The organism is Patescibacteria group bacterium (assembly GCA_018896645.1).
GTDB lineage: Bacteria > Patescibacteriota > Patescibacteriia > UBA2591 > JABMQE01 > JAHIMF01.
In genome coordinates, this window is record JAHIMF010000054.1 from 1 (window position 1) to 2,629 (window position 2,629).

Sequence of the window (2,629 nt, forward strand, 5' to 3'; positions counted from 1 at the left end):
GGGAAAATCGTATTCGCCACTTCATAAATCTCTTGAATGTTCCAATTCTTTTCATTTGGTTCGGCAGTATGAAAAGAAACTACTTGCTCAATCTCCTGCTCTATCATTTCTAAAACTTTATCTTTCAGTGATAATTTGGCCTCCCCGCCCTCCTTATCTTCTCCCTTATTAACTTTATTAACCACTGTATTAACTACCGTATTAACCCCGTCATTAACCTTGTTAATTTCATTATCAACTCCACCAACTTGACCCTCTGTTGATTCTAGCATCTCCTGCCGTTTTTTATAAATCAATTCACGGTGTTTGTTTATCACATCATCATATTCCAATAAATGCTTACGCATATCAAAATTATGGCCCTCAACTTTGCTTTGGGCGGATCCAATGGCTTTGGCTACCATCTTGTTTTCAATCGGCATGTCCTCGGGAATACCCATTTTTTCCATAATAAATTTTACCCGGTCCGAGCCAAAAATCCGCATAATATCATCCTCCATGGAAACATAGAATTGAGACGAACCAGGGTCGCCTTGACGGCCGCTCCGACCCCGAAGCTGGTTATCAATCCGCCGGGCTTCGTGCCGTTCAGTGCCAATGACATACAACCCGCCCAACTCTAAGACTTCCCGGCGCGCCTCATCATTAATGGGGTTACCGCCTAAAACAATATCCACGCCCCGGCCGGCCATGTTGGTGGCTAAAGTCACTGCGCCCTTGCGGCCGGCTTGGGCAATAATCGCGCCTTCTCTTTCATGGTTCTTGGCATTTAAAGCTTCGTGGCTAATACCTTCGCGCTCTAAAAATTCAGAAAGAATCTCATTCTTCTCAACAGAGGCTGTGCCAACCAAAACCGGCTGGCCTCTTTCTTGACATTCTTTAACATCTTTAATTACTGCTTTAAATTTCCCAATTTCAGTTTTATAAACTTTGTCAGTTGCATCTTCGCGAATCATGGGCTTATTGGTCGGTACCACGGCTACATCAAGATTGTAAACCTTATGAAATTCTTCAGCGCTGGTAACCGCCGTACCCGTCATACCGGCTAATTTTTTATACATCCGAAAATAATTTTGAAAAGTAATAGTGGCTAGAGTAATGCTCTCCCGTTGCACTTGGACCCCCTCTTTGGCTTCAATCGCTTGATGCAGGCCTTCTGAATACCGGCGACCCGGCATCAATCTGCCAGTAAACTCATCAACAATAAGCACTTCACCTTCCTTAACCACATAGTCTTTATCGCGTTTAAAAAGAGTTTGGGCCCTAAGAGCTTGCTCCAGATGATGCACTAACTGTATTCCACCCTCAACATAAATATTTCCCAAACCCAATTTTTTTTCCACCTTGGCAATGCCCGCCTCGGTCAGGGTGGCAGCACGCATTTTTTCATCAATATTATAGTCTCCCTGCCCCGAGCCCGTCGAGGGATTATTTTCTTCCAGAGTCTTGACTAAAGAGGCAAATTGATAATACTCCTTGGCGGACTCTTCGGCCGGACCAGAAATAATCAAAGGCGTGCGAGCTTCATCAATCAAAATTGAATCTACCTCGTCAACAATTGCATAATTAAGTTTCCGCTGGGCCATGTCATCTACTTTCTGTACCAAATTATCCCGCAAATAATCAAATCCAAATTCATTGTTGGTTCCATAAGTAATGTCGGCCTGGTAGGCCTCCTTCCTGCTCACTGGCCGCAAAAACTCCTCAATCACTTCAAAACTTCCTTTTTGATCACGCTCATCATCTAAGTCTTCATCGTTTTGAATTTTGGAATTTGGAATTTGGGATTTTTTTGTATCTTGTATCTTGTTACTTGTATCTTGGTGTGCCGGATCATAAACAAACGCCGCATCATGTTGAATACAGCTAACAGTCAATCCCAAAGCATAATACACCTGTCCCATCCAAACCGTATCACGTTTGGCTAAATAGTCATTAACAGTAATTAAATGAGCGCCTTCTTCACTTAAAGCATTCAAATATAGGGGCAAGGTTGAACTTAAAGTTTTGCCCTCGCCAGTGCGCATTTCCGCAATCTCACCGCGATGAAGTACTATTCCGCCCAAAAGCTGGGCATCAAAATGTCTTTGGCCAAGAGTTCGCCTGGCTGCTTCTCGCACACACGCAAAAGCCTCGGGCAAGATATCATCTAAAGTTTCTTTTTTCTTTAGTCGCTTGCGGAATTCTTGAGTCTTGGCTTTCAAATTTTCGTCGCTTAATTTCTCTGTCTCTTTTTCAAGAGCATTAATCTTATCAACCAAAGGTTGAAGTTTATCTAAATATTTCTGGTTGGGATCGCCCAAAATCTTGGAGAGAATGGACATAGTGGTGTTAACTATTGTTTAAAAATTTTAATTATACCCGTAGAATTCACGACTCACGATTCATATATCACGATACAATGAATCGTGGTACGTGAATCGTGAGTCGTGATATCATTATTCTATACTAAATTCCTTAATTTGACAAGAAAATATAATTTTAGGCTCTGTCCCTCGATTAGGGACATGGAAGTAAATTTTTTATCCAACTATATGGTTGGTTTCCTTTGTTAATTCTGTTTAGTCCTTTAGAATTTTCCATCCCATTTAAACTAATTGGTGAACACCCATTTCTTGCTTTGAATCTA

General features: G+C 41.7%; 1 protein-coding gene. It reads right to left on the reverse strand.

Annotation, left to right across the window (positions count from 1 at the left end; genetic code table 11):
* Positions 1–2,324 (reverse strand): preprotein translocase subunit SecA (secA, locus tag KKD20_03995; protein MBU4332257.1); only part of this gene is annotated, 2,324 nt, incomplete at its 3' end.
* Between the last annotated feature and the right edge of the window lie 305 nt (positions 2,325–2,629).